15 protein-coding genes and 1 pseudogene are annotated in these 17,910 nt (G+C 58.4%); 12 read left to right on the top strand and 4 right to left on the bottom strand.

What is annotated here, in order from left to right; genetic code table 11:
- Window positions 1–238 precede the first annotated feature (238 nt).
- A complete protein-coding gene (locus tag PV433_RS03500; RefSeq protein WP_332070798.1) occupies window positions 239–412 on the top strand; it encodes a hypothetical protein in 174 nt (57 codons plus the stop codon).
- Here the strand turns inward: PV433_RS03500 and PV433_RS03505 are convergent.
- The 3 genes from PV433_RS03505 to PV433_RS03515 all read right to left on the bottom strand — a co-directional run bounded on the left by PV433_RS03505 (window position 409) and on the right by PV433_RS03515 (window position 1,644).
- Entirely contained in the window at window positions 409–723 is a 315-nt protein-coding gene (locus PV433_RS03505; protein ID WP_442951470.1) for a dehydrogenase, read from the bottom strand. The two genes, PV433_RS03500 and PV433_RS03505, sit on opposite strands and share 4 nt — an antisense overlap.
- An 86-nt stretch (window positions 724–809) precedes the next feature.
- Window positions 810–1,247 carry a cupredoxin domain-containing protein gene (locus tag PV433_RS03510; protein WP_442951471.1) on the bottom strand — a complete coding sequence of 146 codons (438 nt, stop codon included), beginning with the start codon at window positions 1,245–1,247 and terminating at the stop codon, window positions 810–812.
- 232 nt (window positions 1,248–1,479) lie between these two features.
- Entirely contained in the window at window positions 1,480–1,644 is a 165-nt protein-coding gene (locus PV433_RS03515; protein ID WP_332070799.1) for a hypothetical protein, read from the bottom strand.
- Window positions 1,645–1,797: 153 nt separating this feature from the next.
- Here PV433_RS03515 and PV433_RS03520 point away from each other — a divergent pair, with 153 nt between their 5' ends.
- The 4 genes and pseudogenes from PV433_RS03520 to PV433_RS03535 all read left to right on the top strand — a co-directional run bounded on the left by PV433_RS03520 (window position 1,798) and on the right by PV433_RS03535 (window position 5,439).
- Complete coding sequence (locus tag PV433_RS03520) at window positions 1,798–2,688, top strand: LysR family transcriptional regulator (RefSeq protein WP_332070800.1); 891 nt, start codon at window positions 1,798–1,800, stop codon at window positions 2,686–2,688.
- A gap of 198 nt (window positions 2,689–2,886) precedes the next feature.
- Window positions 2,887–3,489: pseudogene (locus PV433_RS03525) on the top strand (DedA family protein); the annotation flags it as partial.
- A gap of 738 nt (window positions 3,490–4,227) precedes the next feature.
- Window positions 4,228–4,794: a thioredoxin family protein gene (locus PV433_RS03530; RefSeq protein ID WP_332070801.1), complete on the top strand. Its 567-nt coding sequence runs from the start codon at window positions 4,228–4,230 to the stop codon at window positions 4,792–4,794.
- Between the two features lie 21 nt (window positions 4,795–4,815).
- The gene (locus tag PV433_RS03535) at window positions 4,816–5,439 is read left to right on the top strand and encodes an MBL fold metallo-hydrolase (protein WP_332070802.1); all 624 of its coding nucleotides are present in this window, start codon (window positions 4,816–4,818) and stop codon (window positions 5,437–5,439) included.
- 770 nt (window positions 5,440–6,209) lie between these two features.
- On the opposite strand, the gene PV433_RS03540 is transcribed toward PV433_RS03535, so the two are convergent.
- Window positions 6,210–7,010 (bottom strand): helix-turn-helix domain-containing protein, encoded by an 801-nt coding sequence (locus PV433_RS03540; RefSeq protein ID WP_332070803.1) that lies wholly within the window; start codon window positions 7,008–7,010, stop codon window positions 6,210–6,212.
- Window positions 7,011–7,147: 137 nt separating this feature from the next.
- On the opposite strand from PV433_RS03540, the gene pyk reads away from it, so the two are divergent.
- The 7 genes from pyk (at window position 7,148) to PV433_RS03575 (ending at window position 17,854) form a co-directional block, all read left to right on the top strand.
- The gene (gene pyk, locus PV433_RS03545; protein ID WP_332070804.1) at window positions 7,148–8,575 is read left to right on the top strand and encodes a pyruvate kinase; all 1,428 of its coding nucleotides are present in this window, start codon (window positions 7,148–7,150) and stop codon (window positions 8,573–8,575) included.
- Between the two features lie 228 nt (window positions 8,576–8,803).
- Window positions 8,804–9,313: an NUDIX domain-containing protein gene (locus tag PV433_RS03550; protein ID WP_332070805.1), complete on the top strand. Its 510-nt coding sequence runs from the start codon at window positions 8,804–8,806 to the stop codon at window positions 9,311–9,313.
- A 63-nt stretch (window positions 9,314–9,376) separates the two neighbouring features.
- A complete protein-coding gene (locus PV433_RS03555; protein ID WP_190929935.1) occupies window positions 9,377–9,796 on the top strand; it encodes a MarR family winged helix-turn-helix transcriptional regulator in 420 nt (139 codons plus the stop codon).
- 359 nt (window positions 9,797–10,155) lie between these two features.
- Window positions 10,156–12,429, top strand: coding sequence for a helix-turn-helix domain-containing protein (locus PV433_RS03560; RefSeq protein WP_332070806.1), 2,274 nt, complete (start codon window positions 10,156–10,158; stop codon window positions 12,427–12,429).
- Between the two features lie 237 nt (window positions 12,430–12,666).
- The gene (locus PV433_RS03565; protein WP_332070807.1) at window positions 12,667–14,349 is read left to right on the top strand and encodes an extracellular solute-binding protein; all 1,683 of its coding nucleotides are present in this window, start codon (window positions 12,667–12,669) and stop codon (window positions 14,347–14,349) included.
- A gap of 127 nt (window positions 14,350–14,476) precedes the next feature.
- Window positions 14,477–15,796 carry an ABC transporter substrate-binding protein gene (locus PV433_RS03570; protein ID WP_332070808.1) on the top strand — a complete coding sequence of 440 codons (1,320 nt, stop codon included), beginning with the start codon at window positions 14,477–14,479 and terminating at the stop codon, window positions 15,794–15,796.
- Between the two features lie 111 nt (window positions 15,797–15,907).
- Complete coding sequence (locus PV433_RS03575) at window positions 15,908–17,854, top strand: hypothetical protein (protein ID WP_332070809.1); 1,947 nt, start codon at window positions 15,908–15,910, stop codon at window positions 17,852–17,854.
- The last annotated feature ends 56 nt before the right edge of the window (window positions 17,855–17,910 follow it).

Consider the following 17,910-nt stretch of genomic DNA (forward strand, 5'->3'; position numbering starts at 1 on the left):
TGTCGCTTGTATGCAAGTGACGTCGTTCCATAACAGTTCGCGAACGTTCGCTGTTTTACGGGGGGTGGCGCCATGAATCGACATAAATTGGTATAGAAGCACCGGGTAAACGGGAGGTTAGGCGGACCTGAAATCCAGGGTCGAGGCGAGACCGGACTGCTATGCCAAAAAACCTCCAATCCCGCTCAGGGGGCGGGGTTGGAGGTTCAGGCGCGGGGTACGGGGGACACGGTTTCCCATGAGCCGGACCCAGAACATGCTGTTTGCTGCCGTTCGTCTGCCGTTCGTACGGTGCGCAGCTCCCGGCTCGGCATTTTCGCTGCAAGACGCGGACCGGCGGACTGCGGACGGTCGATCGGGCAGGTCGATCGGACATATTGCGGCAGTCTGCGCGGCCGGGAAGCCGTCTTAGCCGCCGAACGCATCCCGGAAGGCGCGGGCGAGTTCCGCCGGCTCGACCTCCCAAAGCTTGGCGATGTCCGGGCACACATTGTCGTCCCACCAGTCGGACAGCAATTTGCGGTTGCTGCCGTTTTCCGCTATGAAGGACAGGTTCAGCACCACTTTTTTTAAATAAAGCTCTTCCGCTTCCGCGAGCTTGGCCGGGGGAACCCATATTTTCAGCCGTTTGATGGTACGGTATAACTCTTTGTTGCAGGCCCGGCGTATTTTACGCAAGTTCGGCAAATTCTGGTCATGTTTTTCATTTTTTTGGTTCATCATGCCGATCCATCCGCTCCTCTCTGCTACTAACCTATGCAGGGAAGGGCGAATGGGCTACTGCCGCGGCAGCGTCCGGATGAACCCGCTCAATCGACGATAATGTAACCGATCATCGGCCCGTTATGCGCGATATCGGGATGGGTGAGGCAGATGATCCGGTAAGTGCCTTCTTTGTCGGCTTTGAATGTGACGACGGTTTCCTCGCCTTTTTTCACTTCGCCTTTAATGCCGAGTCCTTCGATGATAAAAGGATGGCTGGCTCCGTTCACTCCGTAAATGCTCAGCTTGACTTTATCGCCCTTGTCCACGACCACGGTGCCCGGGTCCCAGCGGTACGCTTCGATTTCTTTGCCGTCGGGAGTCGTCGATTTGAATTCCCCGGTTACCAGGTGAATCGTGCGTTCCACCGCAGCCGCGCCTGCTACGGGCGCGCTTTCCCTCTGGCTCGCGTACAGGATGAAGGACGACAACAACACAAGCGCGCCGACGGCCAGCAGCAGATGTTTCCGTTTAAGCACATACAGATTGGCGGAAGCCCGGCGGCGTTTCGGCTGGCCCGGCACGGTGAAGCTGACCGGTTGTACCGGTTTACGGCGACGATTCGAATCGGTCTTCAACTGCATTCCCTCCTTAAGGAACCGCATGCTTGTTTATCTCCACTACTAACGTATGTGGGAGCTTGTATCAGCATGACTCCGGGAAGCCGAATCCGGCCTGAAGGAGGTGCGGTTCGTCACCGCCATTGCTTCGGGTAGTTCACGCCCGACAGCCGGTGGACGGCCCAGGCGAGCATGTGGCTCCGAACGGAGCTGTAACCAATGGAAGGCCGGTAACGTCTCCAAAGGAGATGACGAGCCAGATGGCCAAAAATCCGCCCAATCCGGGGACGGTTACGGACAGCAGCTGCCGGGTACGGTTCATAAGGGGTTCCTCCTGGACTAAGGTGCAGCAATCGCGGTTGCAGATCGGTAATGCCGATGATACCATAGGAATATCGATTTGAGTTGCGAATGATTGTGATACGACCGATTTGGTTTTCGAATGGGTTGAACATGGAGGGAAGGGAGGACTTGGATGATCGAGATGCTCGAAGGACGTTTTTTCAAAACGTTCGTGACTGTCGTACAGGAACGCAGCTTCAGCCGGGCTGCGGAGAAGCTAGGCTATGTGCAGTCGACGGTTACAGCGCATATCCGGCAGCTCGAGCAGGCATGCGGCAAGAAGCTGTTCAACCGGCTGGCGCGCGGGGTCGAGCCGACCGAAGCCGGGGAGGAGATGGCGAAGTTCGCGAGCCAGTTCGTGCAGCTCGGCGCTTCGCTGGCGGAAGCGATGAACCGGCTGGAGGAACCCCGGGGCACCGTCTGTCTGCGCGCGCTGGAATCGTTTTGCGTCACGCGGCTTCCGCTTTTTTTCGGCAGTTTCTTCGAAACGTATCCGAATATCCGGCTTCAGCTGGAGACCGGCTTTTTCCGCGACGTCGTCGAGAGCGTGGCGCATCACCGCGCCGACCTGGGCATCGTCTCGCAGCATCCGGAGCGCGCCGATCTCGTCTTTTATCCGCTGCAGGAGGAACGTCTGGTCGTGGTCGCTTCCCCGGAGCTCGGCGATCTGTACGATTCGGCCGGATGGGAAGGGCTGAGCGGTGCGAGAGTCGTCGGCTTCGGTAGCCGGTGCGTCTATCAGACGGCTGCGGGCGAACTGTTCTCCGCCAAAGGACTGATGGCCAAGGATGCGCTCGAATTCGCCAGCCTAGAGATGATCAAGCAGACGGTGAGCTGCGGGCTTGGCGTCGCCCTGCTTCCCGAGATCGGCGTGCTGGAGGAGGTCCGGACGGGTGTGCTTCGCGTGCTGCCGGCGGAACCGGTCGTTCTGACCCACGGGCTGATCGAGCGCAGCGGGCGGGAGCCGAATGCGGCGGCCAGGCGGCTGCGGCAGTCTTTGCTGGAGTTTTTCGGGAAAGTGTAGGCGTGGCGGACCCTGTTATCCGGCAGGCGAGCCTCGATCTCATATTCGCGTCCGTCCGTATGCGGAATGATCGCCGCGGCGCCCGAATAAGATAGACAAGACCCTTTCGGCTTGTACGGACAATGGGATGGCGGATTGGATGGAAACGATGGAAGCGGGAAATGGATCCCGCACATTTTTGGGGAAAGTAGGGTAAGTATGAGCGCGTGGATTCATGGAGTGATCGATTCGGTTATGGCTTGGCTGACCGATCTCGGGTATTGGGGCATCATGTTCGGACTGATGATCGAAATTATACCGAGCGAGATCGTTCTCGCCTTCGGCGGCTATCTGGTATCGGCGGGGCAAATCAATTATTGGCTGGCGGTGCTGTTCGGCACGGTAGGAGGCGTTCTGGCGCAAATCTTCGTCTATTGGATCGGCTTGTACGGCGGCAGGCCGGTGCTGGAGCGGTTCGGCAAATATATTTTTATCAACAAGCACCATATCGAAGTTTCGGAGAACTGGTTTAATAAATACGGCTCCGGTGTTATTTTCACCGCCCGGTTCATCCCTGTCGTGCGTCACGCGATATCGGTGCCGGCCGGGATGGCGCGTATGCCGTTTTCCCGGTTTACGCTGCTGACGACGCTGGCCGTCATCCCTTGGTCGATGCTATTCGTTTATTTGGGCATGACGCTGGGGGAGAACTGGAGCCATATCGACGAGACCGCCGCCGCTTATACGGGCGAGCTGATGTGGGGAGCGCTCGGTTTGACGGTGCTGTATGCGATCTATGTTTTCGTGAAACGCAGAAGACGCAAGGCGAAGGAGAGCAGTAGCGCGGACGTTCCGGGCAAGCTTGTCGGGAGCGGCCGATCCGGCGAAGACAGATCCGCCCCTGCCCGTGTTCCCGCTATTGCGGCACATTCCCGCGCCGACGCTGAAGCGAACGGCGTGCTGGCGGGACTTCCGGGCGAATACCGAACGCTTGGTGCTCGGATCGTCCGTTCCGGCGATTCGTCCCAGACGGTCGATCAGATCGTTATCGGACCGAACGGCATTTTCCATGTGGAATTCAATGACAGGAGCGGCGATATCCGTTTTCGGGCGCCGGGGCACGAAGCGGCCGATGTAGCTGCGGCGGCTGGCGACCTGACCGCGAACGCATACCGGAGCGAATACGTCCTGAAAGATTTGCTGCGGCGGCGGGGGCTGACGGCCGACGTTGTGGGGATTTTGTGTTTTACCGATCCGGAAGCGGCGCTGACCGGGACATGCGCGGCATTCGAGGCGTTGAAGCCGGAGCGGCTCGTCCCGTTTATCGTTTCCTATAGGGCGAAGCATCCGCTTGACGAGGAACGGGTCCGCACCGCGGCTGCCTGGATTGAAGACCATAGCGGCCGCGCGGGCCGGGAGAAGTAAGCTTTAGGCAAGGCGAGCGGTTCAGGGTGCCGGCCGGCTGATTCCGCTAATCGGGGGCGGCCGATCGGGTGCATGGTGCAACGAATCGTTTTTTGTTAAGATAAGGATGGTACCCTATTGAAGGAGGAAAAGGCGATGAGCAAAAATGTAGCCGACAAGCTGGGCAAAGGACTGGCCCCGCAGTCGTTTATCGATGGCATGACGAAAAATCAGGATAAGTTTCTGGATTGGTACAACCGCTTCGAATGGGGCTCGGACGACGACCGCGACTTTTTCGAATCGTTATCGAACCGCGACGACTTGCGCTGCCTGATTTTGGCGGCCGACTGGTGCGGCGACGTGATCCGCAACGTGCCGGTTGTGTTCCGCGCGCTTGAGAACTCGGGCATTCCGGTGGAAGTGCTCATTATGGAAGAGCATCCGGAAACGATGGACCAGTATTTGACGATGGGCGGCCGTGCGATTCCGATCGTTATTTTCGCCGATACGGGCGGCTTCGTGCTGGGCCAGTGGGGGCCGCGTCCGCAGCATGTGCAGGCGGTCATGACGAAGTTCAAGCAGGAGAACCCGGACCGTGATGCGCCGGACTATGAAGACAAGATCAAGGTGGCCCGCACCGAGATGATGGCGCAGTACGGCGAAGGCGCCGGTTACCAGCAGACGATCGTGCGCGAGCTGCGGGATTTGCTGTCTACTTTTTAATTCCGGAGGAACTGGACATTCATGCTACATATAGAAGCATTCCAACTCGGTCCCGTACAGACGAACGCTTACCTGGTGTCGAACGCCGAGCGGACGAAAGGATTCGTCATCGATCCCGGGATGAATCCGAAATCGCTGCTGAAGCGCATCGAGCATATGGAGATCGAAGCGATCGTGTTGACGCATGCGCATTTTGACCATATCGGCGGCGTCGACGAGCTGCGCAAGTTGAAAAACTGCCCGGTCTACCTGCACGATGCGGAAGCCGACTGGCTGACCGATCCGAAAAAAAACGGCTCGGCGCGGTGGCCGGAGCTCGGCGTGCACATCCAGACCGAACCGGCGGAATATGCGCTGGGTGAAGGGCAGATGCTGACGCTGCTAGGGGAGAAGTTTCGAGTGTTCCACACGCCCGGTCATTCGCCGGGGAGCATCAGCTTGCTGTATGGGGATAAGCTGTTCTGCGGCGACGTCTTGTTCAGACTGTCGGTAGGACGCACCGATCTGCCCGGAGGCAGCCAGCGGGAGCTGCTGGAGTCGATCCACGGCACGCTGTTCGACCTGCCTGACGAGGTCAAGGTGTACCCGGGCCACGGCCCGACGACGACGATCGGGTACGAGAAGCAGAACAACCCGTATGTTTGATCGAACCATGTGCTAGCTTAGTTTTAGCTTAGCTAGTCTCATCGATAAGTGGGGAAAAGAGGGACGGTTCCAATCGTGCTCGCATGACCGGGAACGTCCCCTTATCCATAAGAAAAGACCTCAGATTCCACTGGTGAAGTGGTGAGGTCTTTTTTTCTCGGGCAAAATCGGTTTGAAGCGGGCTTCAAAACAATCGCAAAATGACTTTGGAGCAGCTCCTTTTTTTGCATACTTGCGATAGTGGAGGCGGCGAGGTGCAGCCGGGACGGACGATAGGATGCTGCGGTTGGGAATCTCCTTTCAAAAGCCCGAGTAGCGATTCAATCACAAATGAGCCGGAAATAAGGGGAACCGTCGTGGTGGAGCGGAAGTGTCACTTCCGTTATTCGCCCGAGCTGCGTGATTGTAACGATATAACGGAAGTTTGGTTTCCTTTATTTTAGATTATTAGAGCGGCAGGGGCGATTATACAGGAAATAACGGAAGTTATTGTTCCGCTAAGCGCCTGTTTACTGCCGCGAACAACAAATAACGGAAGCAAAACTTCCGGAAGAAGCTCCTCAGGCTGCAAAGGAAGCCGGATGGTGCCGCCTTTTGTGGATCAGCAAGACGACTGGGGACGAAGTTACCGTTTGCTCTCACACCCCTAAATCCGACCTGTTCGCAACAAAGCTATAGGGTCATTCATCGCAGTAAGGCTTTGTTTAAAAGCTTCTCTTCTGACCTCCCCGCAACAACCCGCTCTCTCTCGATAGCGAACCGTACCGGACTCAGAACGCGGAACCGTCTCTCTCGGCCATCAGCTCGGCAGGGGTCCGGCCGGTTTGCCTTTTGAACACCCGATAAAAGTACGAAGCGTCCGAGTAGCCGACATATTCCGCGATTTCCCCTGCCGTAAGCAGCGAGTGCCGGAGCATGTATTGCGCCGTCTTGATCCGCGCGGCGTGAACGGATTCGCCGATCGTCTGGCCGGTGACGGATTTGTACAGAGTCGCAGCGTAGTTCGGGCTTTTGCCGATCGCTTGTCCGAGATGCTCCTTGGTTACCTGCCTGCGATGATGAAGCTGGATATAGCTTCGCATCGTTTCGGCGAGACGCTGCTTGTCGTCCGGCAGCCTGTGCCGGTCCAACTCCCGGTTGGCATGGACGAGCGCCTCAAGCAGAAGCGCCTGTCCCATCAGATTCCCGTACGGCAGCGACTCGGCCGTTTGCTCGAAGACGGCCTTGAACCGGTCGATCATCAGATCGTACAGGCCGGTTTTCCATTTGACATAAGGGTAACCGTTCAGGATCGGCAATTGATTGACCGACGAACCGGTCGCGGCTTCGGACAGCCGGAAGGCGATCACGTATTTCTCATGAGCAAGCGTTGGGATACTTTTGCCGTAAAAGGAAGCCCGGTCCGAAATCAGCAGCATGTCGCTTTTATCCAGTACGACCTTCTGCCCTTCGATCCAGTATACACACGAGCCGTAACTGACGAGGACGAGCGATAACGCCGGCGACGAGCTGTCATGTTCCGCAAACCAGCGGGTTCCTTTATCTTGGCGGACGGATACGATCGGAAGCATGATGTCTCTCCTGATAGTTAATATAAGACTATTTTACATATAGCGTACTATAATTCATAGCCTCGATTCGAAAGATTGGCTTACAATGAGACACAAAGCTTATTAATCCAGGGGAAGACAGAAGGAGAACCGAACCGATGCGCAAAACGAAAATTGTATGTACGATGGGACCGTCCTGCGATTCAGTCGAGATATTGAAGCAAATGATCCATGCCGGCATGAACGTCGCCCGGTTGAATATGGCTCACGGCAGTTTGGAAGATCACGCGGCGCGTATCGCACGGGTGCGCCAGGCGGCGGAAGAGACGGGCACGTATGTGGCGATTCTGATGGACATTAAAGGACCGGAGGTCCGGATCGGCATGCTCGCCGAGCCCTACTACGACCTTAGCGAGAACGGACGGCTCGTCTTGACGACCGAGCCGGTAACCGGCGACGCTTTGCGGATTCCGGTATCGTATCGCGAGCTGCCGCAGGACGTGGCGCCTGGGGCGAAAATCTTGATCGACGACGGTCTGATCGAGCTGGAAGTCGAGCGGATCGAAGGAACGGAGGTCGTCTGCCGGGTCGTGAACGGGGGACGTCTGAAGCCGCGCAAAGGAGTCAATTTGCCGGGCATCCGCACTTCGCTTCCGGGCGTCACTGAGCGGGACGTGCTGCACATCGCCTTTGGCGTGAAGCAGAGCGTAGATATTATCGCCGCATCGTTCGTCCGCAGGGGAGCGGATATCGTGCAGATCCGCGAGATTCTCGAGGGACACGGAGCCGGACATATCCGGATCATCTCGAAGATCGAGAACGAGGAAGGCGTTGACAATTTGGACGAAATTTTGGCTGCCTCCGACGGGATCATGGTTGCGCGGGGCGATCTGGGCGTCGAAATCCCGGTTGAGAACGTGCCGCTCGTCCAGAAAAAGATGATTCGGGCGTGCAACGCAGCCGGCAAGCCGGTTATTACGGCGACGCATATGCTTGAGTCGATGCAGACGAATCCCCGTCCTACGCGCGCCGAAGCGAGCGACGTCTCCAATGCGGTGCTGGACGGAACCGACGCCGTCATGTTGTCCGGTGAGAGCGCAGCCGGCAAATATCCGGTCGAATCGGTCGCTACGATGGCGGCGATCGTGGAGAAAACGGAGACGATTTTGCCGTACCGGGAATCGTTCGAGCATAAAATTACGCTGCATCCGACGAACGTAACGGAAGTGATCAGCCAGTCGGTTGTCGGCGCTTCGCTCGACCTGGAGCCGAAGGCGATTGTGACGCCGACGGAAACCGGATTTACGGCGCGTATGGTATCCAAGTACCGGCCGAAGGTGCCGATCGTTGCCGTGACGACGAATGCAAGCGTGCTGGGCGGGCTTTGCCTCGTCTGGGGAGTCGTTCCCGTTCAGGGCAAGCCGGCGCTTACGACGGACGAGATGGTCGATTCGGCGCTGCGTTGCGGCGTTACGGCGGGCGTGCTGTCGCCTGGCGATACGGTGATCGTGTCCGCAGGCGTTCCCGTCGGGCGGAGTGGTGCGACGAATCTGATGAAGATCGTCGAAGTTCCGCAGGAAGCTTGACCGGTCGGGCTAGGAAATGAGGAGCGGAGCGTAGTGAAGGCTTTTGTGTGCACCGGAAGTTCCGGCTGAATTCCATATCCGATGTCGAGCAGGCTTCCTGATCTGCTTCGTGATCAAAAGTGGACTTTTTGAACAACCTCTAAAAGGTGTTTGGACCGCGGACGTAGAATATTTAATGTCGAAGAACGAAGAAGCTATTGATCTATCGGCAAACGGAGGTTCGCTTTCATGTCTTCGGTCCGCGTACAAGTGTCGTGCATCGCAGTCCGCGATGGCAAAATCGCAATGATTCGCAAGCTGAATCCGGCGTATAAGACTTATCAGATGTTTATCCCGCCCGGAGGCCACGTGGAGCTGACGGAGACGATCGAGCAGGCGTGCGCCCGCGAGATGTTGGAGGAGACGGGGCTGGAAGTATCCGGACTGGAACCGGCGGGAGTCGTTACGTTTATCCATTATGGCAGCTCGTATCATTCGGTTTGTTTCCTCCTTACCGCGCGCGAGGTGAAAGGGACGCTCTCGACGAACGAGCCGGACAAGCAGACGTCGCACTGGATTGAGCTGGAAGGCATTGGGGACAATGAGAACGTGCCCGGCTATCACCGGGACTTCTTGAAGCATATACGGGGCCAACGCGGATTTATGAACGCCAGAGTCGAGTGGCTGCCTGACCGGGAGAAGGCGGTATGGACGATCGTAACCGGTCCGGATACGCCCGCGGCGGTTTCCCGCCCGTGACAAGGATGCTGGCGGCGGCTGCCTCATGCCGGTGGAACTCTACAGGACAGGAGCGGGAGCCAAGTGAAAGAAAGACTCGGATATAAACTGAGCTTTACCGCGAGGGTATACGCCCGCAGGCTGAACGAAATGTTTACCGCCACCGGTATGTACAGCTCCCAGTGGCCGGTCGTGCTTCTGCTGTCGGAGCGCGGCCCGTGCACGCAGGTCGAGCTGACCGAGCAGCTTGCGGTGGAGCCGCCGACGATGACGCGGACGCTGTCGCGTATGGAGAAGGCGGGATGGATTCGCCGCGTTCCAGGGCGCGACCGCCGCGAGCGCCGGGTGGAGCTGACGGAGCAGTCCGTCCGGATGGTCGACGAGTGGAAAAGTCAGTCCCGGCAGTTGGAGCAGCAGGCGCTTCAAGATGTGAGCGCCGAAGACTATGCGGCGTTCGACCGGGTGATGAAGCGGATTCGGAGCAACTTGCGGGTGGAGGATTAATAGCCGCCCGGTCCGGGATCGGGAGTATGCAGGGGCAAGAACGGGAGAACGCCTGACGGCTGCGGCTGCGTCGGCGTTTTTTTGTTGCCGCTTCAGACGCAGGCTCCATGATCGGATCGCCGAGACAGTGGCGGGCGGGGTTATTCATCGTGCTCATGCATCATGCATCGTGTGGAAAGCGTGCATCGTGTTCGGCTGCAATAACAGGTACTCCCAAGCGCTTGGCAGGAACCGGATGCTGCTTTCTCGAATATAGTTCGAGCGTATATCTCCATTTGGAAAATGGTTCTTTATAGGAGAACGGAAAAGAAACAACAACCAACAACCAACAACTTATTGCGATCAGGAGGACGCTTTCCGTGGACAAGCCATCCGTTATGCGGTCGAAATGGTTTTACCGCTATTTGTTGTCCTATATCGCTGTGCTGGCCGTACCGCTGCTGGTGATCGGGCTTCTGGTGTACAACGACTTCATGCGAACGCTGCGCGAGGAAGTGACCACCAGCAATTGGAGCCTGCTCAGCCAGGTCAAGGAAGTGATCGATGTCCGCATGGGCGAGCTGGATAAGATCGCGTACCAGATCTCAAGCAATCCCCAGTTGACCCCGTATGCGGCGACCAAGGATGTGTACCAGGGGATGAAGGTGATCCGCGAATTGAAAAACTATGCCGCGGGAAACAGCTTTATTGCCGAGCTGGTCTTGCATATGCGAGATTTTCCGATGCTGTATTCTTCGTTCAGCTCCTACCCGCTGGATACGTTTGCCGGGGGGAGTTACAAGTTCGGAGAATGGAGTCAGGAGCAGTTCGAACGCGATCTCGACGGCGCCGACGTGAGGCTTCGTCCGGCCGAAACGGCGGGGATTCGCCAGGGCGACCGGATCATTCCGTATGTGGTGCCGATTCCGTATAAGGATGAAGCGCCGTACGGCAACGTGCTGTTCATGCTGTCGGAGCAATCGATCAAGGCGGTCATTCGCCACGTGCTGGCCGATTACGGCGGCAATACGTTTATTGTTGATCCCGCCGGGCGGATCGTGACATCACTTGCAGCGGAATCGCGGTTCGATCTTGCGGACCTGCTGTCCCGCATCGGAGCGGAAGGGAACGGCTCTATCGAAGCGGAGCTGGACGGCGAGGCTTATTATGCCACCTATATCCGCTCGGCACACCCGATGGCCTGGACGTACGTAACGCTGGTGGAGAAAAGCCGGGTACTCGCTCCGGTCGTGCGCGTCCGGAAGCTGGCGCTGGCCGGTCTGGGGGTGACCCTGCTTTTCGGAGCGGCCGTCATTTGGATGCTGATGCGGCTGAATTATAATCCGCTGCGCAGCTTGAAGCAATTTGCCGAGTCGCTCTCCGGACGCCGGGCGGCGGTCCATGACGAGATGGAAGCGATTCGCCGCGCCGTAAGCGGCATATCGGAAGACAGCAGCGTACTGAGGGAACAGCTGCATCGCAGCAAGCCGGCGATGCGCGCCTTTTTGCTAAGCCAACTGATCAAAGGCCATGTCAGGGACATCGGCGATTTCAACAAAGCCGGGAAAAACTGCGGACTTGATTTCCAGGGCGGCTATTTCCGGATCGCCGTCTTCCTGTTCCGCGATTCCCCCGGCGGCGAAGAGGCTGCGCTGTCCAGAGAGCAGCTACTTCCCTTTATAGAGCGGCAACTGGCCAGCGAGACGGAGTGCGGGGCGCTGGACGCGGTAGAGCCGGACAGGGCGCTGCTGCTGCTCGCCGCTTCTTCACCGGAAGAGACGGACGTACGGGCGGCGCTGGAGCGGTGCCGTCAGGCGATCTTCGAGAGGTGGGGCGTGCAGGCAACCATCGGTCTCGGCCGAGCGGTGCGCGAGACGAGAGAGATCGGACAATCCTATATTGAGGCGACGACGGCGCTGGAGTACCGGCTCGTACAAGGCCGGAATCGGCTTATCTCGTTCCCCGACGTCGGGGAAGCAGCGGCAGGCGGTTATTCCAAAAGCGAATTGGCCGCGCTGGAAGTGGCGCTCAAGCAAGGGAACGCCGACAAAATTCGAGAGAGCGTGGACGAGGTGATGGCGCTTGTGCACCGCAGCGGCCCTTCGCTGTTTATGGCCCGATCGATATGTTACGAATTGATTCATACGGTATTGCGCCCGCTCGATGAGCTGAATGTGGGTGATGAACCGCTGCCGCTGCCCGATGCGCTGTCGCTGTTCGCGTTCGAAACGGTGGAGGAATTGGCGGAGCTAGTGCACGAGGTGAGCCAGAGCATCGGCAAGCGGATCAAGATGAGCAAGGAAAGCGGCAATTTCGCGCTCAAGGAAGAGCTGCTTGCATATATCGACCGGCATTATGCGGACTACCATTTTTCCTTGCAGACGATGGCGGAAGCGCTGGGCATGTCGTCCTCTTATTTGAGCCGTTACTTCAAGGATCAGACGGGTTATACGGTGTCGCAGGTTTTGAACCAGGTGCGGATGAATAAGGCCAAGGCGTTGCTGCGAGAGGGAGACGTCAACATTGCGGAGCTGGTTTCGCGGATCGGATACGCCAGCACGTCCAGCTTCATCCGCAAGTTTCGCGAATGCGAAGGCTTGACGCCGGGCGAGTACCGGAAGCTTGTTGTAAAGGATGGAATATCCGAATCCTGACGGACTGTGCCTGCCCGGGCGCGAATGTAACGGTTCGCATATGCGGATGCCAACGGACGCTTTACAAGGTGCCCCCTCCCGGCGGTATAGTGAGGTTGCTTCACAACACGCAACGCTCCGGGGGAGGCTGGCGACAGAAGGAAACAGGGGGCGTGGAAGCTGACGATGCGGTCTTGGTTTCGGGGAAAAGAAGTCGATCCACAACGACATGTAGGGGCAGGCTCCGGCAAGGCACAGATGAGAGACGGAGCAGAAGCGGGACAGCGTCGACGCCCCATCGGTTTGTGGATCGGCGGTTGTGTGCTGGCTGCGGCGTTCGGCGTCGCCGTCTGGATGACGGCTCCGGCAGGCGGACGCGCCACGGACGACTGGGCGACGGAGAACGAAGGGGAACCAGGAGCAGCCGGTAGTCGCGGATACGGGTTTCAGGAGAGCGGGCTGCCGATCGTATCCCAGCCGGTGACGCTGCGGGCTGTCGTGCGGAAAACGGTTACCCACGGCGATTTTGCCGATATGCAGACGCTGCGGGAGCTGGAGCGAACAACCGGTGTCCGCTTGCAGTGGGAAGCGATTGCGGCGGATCAGTACAACGAGCGGAAAAAGTGGATGTTTCTGAACGGCGAACTGCCGGATGTATTTTTCTCCGGGCTGACCTCCAGCGATGTGGTGCGGTATGGAAGCCAAGGGACGCTCATTCCGCTGGAAGGGCTGATCGACCGCTACGCGCCGAACATCAAGCGGGTATTCGACTTGTACCCGGAAGCCCGGAAAGCGGCGACCACGCCGGACGGCCATATTTACGCGCTGGGCTTCATGGAGGCTAACGATTATATGACCTACCGGAACCAGCTGGCGATCAACCGGGAATGGCTCGACAAGCTCGGGCTCGAACTGCCGCAGACGACCGACGAGCTGCTGCATGTGCTGAGGGCGTTTAAGGATGGCGATCCGAACGGCAACGGGCTGGCGGACGAGATTCCGCTTGCGTCGCTGTACAGCGGTATCAATCAGAACTTTCATGCGCTGTTCAATGCGTTCGGGGTGCTTAATCCGGACGGCAGCAAGCTGACGGTGAAGAACGGCCAGGTCCATTACGAGCCGATTCAGCCGGCCTACAAGGAAGCGATTCGGTATATGCGTCAATTGTACGAGGAACAATTGCTCGACCCGGAGACGTTTACCCAGGACGGCCGCCGCTTTATGGCCAAGGGCAGCGGACCCGAGATCGTGTACGGCGCTTTTACCGCGTTTCTGGGCAATGTGGAGCTGGGCTCGCTGGAGCGGCTGAAACGTTACGCCTTCGTGCCGCCGCTGGCCGGGCCGAACGGCGACCGCACCTGGCGGCGTCAGGACAACCGGATCACGCCGAATACGTTTTCGATCACATCGGCCAACCGCTACCCGGAGGCGACGATGCGGCTGATCGACGCGATGAATGAGGAGGACACCGCCTTTCAACTGTGGCGAGGTCCGTTCGACAGCCATATCCGTCGTACCGGGGACGGCAAGATCGCGCAAAATCCGCTGCCTGCCGGAGAGCAGGTGCTGGAGGCGTGGATCGGCAAAGCTGCGCCGTACAATTCGCTCCCCCTGTACTTTACGAAAACGATGATCGGGCGGTATGTGCCGGACGAGACGAGCAGTCTTCGTCAGGCGGCGTATCAGATGTACAAGCCGTTTATCGTCAGCGAGGAAGAAACGTTTCCCCAGTACGTGTACTACACCGTCGACCAACTGCTCCAGCTGAGCAAGCTGGACGCGGATATCCAGTCGTACCAGAGCGAGATGGAAGCAAAATGGATCATAGTCGGCGGTATAAACGAGGAATGGGAAGAGTACATGGAGGAATTGCGCCGGATGGGACTTGCGCGCAAGCTGCGTATCCATCAGGATGCCTATGACGCTTACATGTCGCTGTAACAGCTGGGCGGCCGAGGCCGCCGGCTGCAACCGGCTGGCGGCTGCGAACGGTCAACGATTGCGGAGCAATAACTTCGGCCGCAAGCCGTAAGTGGTAAGTATCGATTCAAACTTAGGGGGAAAAACGATGGCAATCTCGACAAAAATGAAAACGTTTACAATTGGTTTGTGCACCGCTGCTTTGCTTGCCGGATGCAGCGCAGGGCAAAGCGAAAGCGCAAAGCCGCCGGAGCCGGCCGTTTCGGCAGCGCCGGAACCGGTTACGTTGTCGGTTCTTCTGCGCTGCTACAAAGTATCCCCGGAGGAATTCGAGCGCAATTTTGCCGCGCCGGTCAAGAAGAAATATCCGCATATTACGCTCGTCAATCTGGAGTGCCGGGACAGCAAGCATCTGGATGAGCTGATTGTCTCGAAGGAATTGCCGGATATTATCGACGACGGGCTGCTTGGTTTGCACGATATGCTCTCCAGGGACATACCCGCCGATTTGCAGCCGCTCGTTCGTTCCGAACAATTCGATCTGAACCGGATCGATCCGAAGGCGATCGAGTTTGTCCGCAGCATCGGGCAAAACGGCGAGCTGTACAGCATGCCCCGGGTGCGGAGCGCCTCGGCCGTCTATTACAACCGCGATCTGTTCGACAAATTCGGAGCGCCCTATCCGAAGGACGGCATGACATGGGACGATTATATCGCGCTATCCCGTAAACTGAGCGTGCAGGATAGCAATATCCAGTACCAGGGCCTGCTGATCGGGGCGCCTCGGCCGATGCAGACCCAATTGTCGCTCCCCTATGTGGATCGGGCGACGGACAAGGCCGCGATTCAGAGCGACGGATGGAAGAAGATGTTCGAGACGTGGAAGGCGATCTACGATATTCCCGGCAATCGCGCCGCAGAGTCCAAAGACTTGTTCAACACCCGTGACCGGTTCATCAAGGACAAAACGGCGGCGATGTACGCGGACATCAACATTCTCGAAGTGCTGCTGACGGAGCTGGAGAACAGCGGCACTAAATGGGATGTCGCGTCCTATCCCGTATTTGCCGGACAGGGGCGCGGAGTGATGGGCGCTTACGGCAACGGTCTGATCATCACGAAGACGAGCAAGCACAAGGAAGAGGCGTTCCGCGTCATCGCCCATCTGCTGTCCGACGAAGTGCAGCTCGAAAACCACAAAAACGGACAAATGACCGTGCTCGTCAACCCGGAAATCCAGAAGCGGCTGTGGGAAAATTCCCCCATCTTCAAGGGGAAAAACGTCGCTGCCTTTTACCATAACGACGGCGCCGATCCTTATGTGGCTTCCCGTTACGACCAGATCGCGTATTCGCAATATTCGACAGCATTGCGCAACTACGTGTACGGCGTCAAGGACATCAACACGGTGCTGAGGGAAGCCGAGGAGGCGACCAATAAGGCGATCGAAGCGGAGAAGAGAAAGTGACTTAATCCCGGCAAGCCGAGGCAGGAATCCGCAACGGCTGCGGATCGATCCCCAAAAACGGCGGCGCGTCGCGATTTTCGTCGGGGCGCGCCGCACAAGGAGGAATAACGGATGACAGAAAGCGCGAAGATGACCAGACGCGGGCTGCTGGCCGGAATGGGAGCAACCGCTACGGTACTGGCGGCAGGCGTGTTATGGAAAGGCGAGATACCGGGGGCGAGGGCGGACGGGCGTTCCACCGTATCCATGCACACTTATGGAGGAGAGGCGGGCAAAGCTTGCGCGGCCGGGTGCGGCTCGGAAGGCTATGTCAACGTTATGGATTTTATTCCCGCAGCCGAACGGGCGGGAATCGTGGACGGCACGTCGACTTATGATTGCACGTCGGCGATCAATGCCGCACTGGCGCTAGGCTGCCCGGTTCTGCTGCCGTGCGGCGTATTCGAAATATCTGCGCCGCTTGTGCTGGGAACGGGCAACTACGTGCGAGGCTCCGGCAAGGGCGTAACCGTGATCCGGCTGAAGGCCGGGTCCGACTGCAATGTGTTTGAAACCCGGGACTTCGCCGTTCTGAGGGGCAATACGAACGGAGCCGCGCTTGCGCCGAGATATTTCGGCGTCGAGCAACTGACGATCGACGGCAATTATTTGGCCAAAAGCTGGCGCGAGGAAGACAACAGCGTCAACAATGCCCGCGGCTCCGCGCTGGCGCTGTACGGATGGGCTTACCGGATGAATGTCGAGGTGTACAATATTGCCGAGCATGCCTTGTACAGCGAGTGCATGGGCGATCCCGGGCAGGAGTACGAGCGGTATTCGACGGTCGAGCTGCACGGCAGAGCTTCGGGAGAGGAAGCGGTCGTTTTTCGCGGTCCCGGGGACATTTTGCTCGATAAAATCGTATTCGGCGTCGTTGGCGTGAAGCCCCGCCCCGACTATTACGCGATCGCCAACCGCAGCTCCTCGCTGTTCCCGGGCGACACGCTGGACGGGATCGTGCTGGATGAGACTAGCCCTTACGACGGCCATTGCGAGCTTGGGTTTGTGCATATTTATGGCGTGTACTACGGATACGGACTGCGGACGCGCGGGGTATGCCGGATCAAGGCCGAGCACATTGTCAGCGAAAATAACCGGGGCGGCGCGCGCTTTCAGGACGGCGCCTGGGGCGTCGTCTCGATATTGGAAGTACACGCCAATGGCCGTCGTCCGCCGGAGTACAACGCGACCCTGGCCGGAGCAGCGGCGCAGCCTCCGCTGGAGGGCTGTCTTTGCGAGTCGACATGGGGCATGCAAATTTCCGGACTGCACGTGCAGCGCAATGCGCCCAGTCAGGACGGCTGGCCGTCGCTTCATGTCAAAGGCGCGTACAATACGATCCGGCTCACCAGCAAAGGATACGCCAACACGTCCACCGGCAGCTACTACGCCGGCAGCGCAGCCATAATCGAAGGAGTCAGCCAGTCGATTGGGGTCAATGCCCACCGGGTACACGGAGATGCGGTCGTCGTTCGTGCCGTCACATCGACGGTCGAACTGAGCGTGCGGGATGTGACGGGCGGCTCCGGACTGCTGCGGGATGCCGGTGCGGGAAATGTGAACCGGGGCAACTATGTCACCGGTACGATCAACGAAGCCGCGACGGCGTTCACCTCTGCCGGCACGCCGACATGCGAGCAGATTCGCCTCGTCATCAACAACAGCACGACCCGGCCGCTGTTCGCCGGCAGCCGCCCGGACCTGAACAACCGCGCGCAGCTGTGGGACATTAGCGCCGCATGGAGCAATGTCCCCTACAGTACGCAGACGCGGGTATCGTTCGGGTTCGACATGTCCGATCCGGCGGAGCAGACGATTACGGTGCCGCATCGAATGGTGTACCAGCCGGACTTTCGGGAAGTGAACTGGAGCGTCGAAGATCGGGACGATACGTGGGACGGGGAGCTTGAATACATCCGGCTGCATGCGGCTGACGCGACCAACCTCATCTTCAAGTTGAAGCTGGCCCGCGCCGGCAGCTTCGGCGCCGATGTGAGGATCGGCGTCCAGGTCGGGTAGGGCGGGGGATGAGACAAAACGGAATAGATCAGAACAGACTGCGTTTCGTTGCAGGC

Source organism: Paenibacillus sp. GYB004 (assembly GCF_036577605.1).
Classification (GTDB): domain Bacteria; phylum Bacillota; class Bacilli; order Paenibacillales; family NBRC-103111; genus Paenibacillus_AB; species Paenibacillus_AB oceani.